Origin of the sequence: Arenibacter lacus, assembly GCF_008711145.1 — a bacterium.
Taxonomy (GTDB): domain Bacteria; phylum Bacteroidota; class Bacteroidia; order Flavobacteriales; family Flavobacteriaceae; genus Arenibacter; species Arenibacter amylolyticus.
Window position 1 is genome coordinate 1 of record NZ_VVIN01000192.1, and the last position, 936, is coordinate 936.

A 936-nucleotide genomic window follows, 5' to 3' on the forward strand; every position below is an offset into this window, starting at 1 on the left:
ATGAAGGTTGTCCGGAATCAACATGTTTAAATTCTGATCCCTTATCTCATTCTCCTTATAGCCAAACATTTCGTTGGTTCGGTGATTGGTGGCTACAATTATACGTTCTTGGTTCACCACCAAAATCCCCTCGGATACCGCTTCGGAAAGCAGTTGAAAAATATCCTTATTCTTCTCAAATACGCGCATTGTATAAAATTACATTAATTTATGTTGTAATATCAGTCTTAGACCATGATAAGCAATCTCTTTCCTGTGAAGCTTTTACGCCCACTTCACTCCCATGTTTCCCAAAACACTAAATATAGCAACCTAATTGATGGCTCCCAAACTAAAATGACACAGACCATCAAAAATCATTTTTGTATTTTTAAGGGAAGCCGAATTCAGTCAACTATCACTCACTAGGCATTACACGAATTTAATCTAAAACAGGACTATGTTACCCACAGAACAACCAAAGGAATTCTATGAAAATTTGGGAAAATTATTTTATGCCCTTGCGAAGGCCGATAAAAACATAGTGCCACAGGAAGTGGCATCGCTCCAAAACAGTATTCGTAATTATTGGGTTTCCTTGAACGATGGAGATGCAGCTAGTAAGCTTATCCAAGAAAAATTTGAGCTACTACACCAACAAGAAAAAAAAGCGAAGGATTGTTTTGATGAATTTGAGGCTTTTTACTTGAAGAATCCCCCCTTATTTAGTCCTGAAATAAAAAATCGGATATGGAAAACAGCAGATGATATAGCTGCTTCCTTTGCGCATAAGAATAAGTCTGAAGTGATTTTATTAAATAAGTTGAAGCTTTTGCTCTCTTCATAGCAGGTACGCATTTCCTGCTTACTGAACGTACTCACTAATCGAAAAGAAAATGACCCGCTACCTAAAAAGCGGGGCCCTTGCTAAGCACTGGCACCGCTTTTTTGTTTCAT

At 37.7% G+C, this 936-nt stretch carries 2 protein-coding genes; one reads left to right on the forward strand and one right to left on the reverse strand.

Going from position 1 to position 936, the window contains the following annotated elements; all coding sequences use genetic code 11:
* Positions 1–189, reverse strand: a 189-nt coding sequence (locus tag F1E73_RS17110; RefSeq protein WP_150452675.1) for a PAS domain S-box protein, incomplete at its 3' end; no start/stop codon positions are given.
* Positions 190–439: 250 nt separating this feature from the next.
* On the opposite strand from F1E73_RS17110, the gene F1E73_RS17115 reads away from it, so the two are divergent.
* Entirely contained in the window at positions 440–826 is a 387-nt protein-coding gene (locus F1E73_RS17115; protein WP_150452676.1) for a hypothetical protein, read from the forward strand.
* Positions 827–936 lie beyond the last annotated feature (110 nt).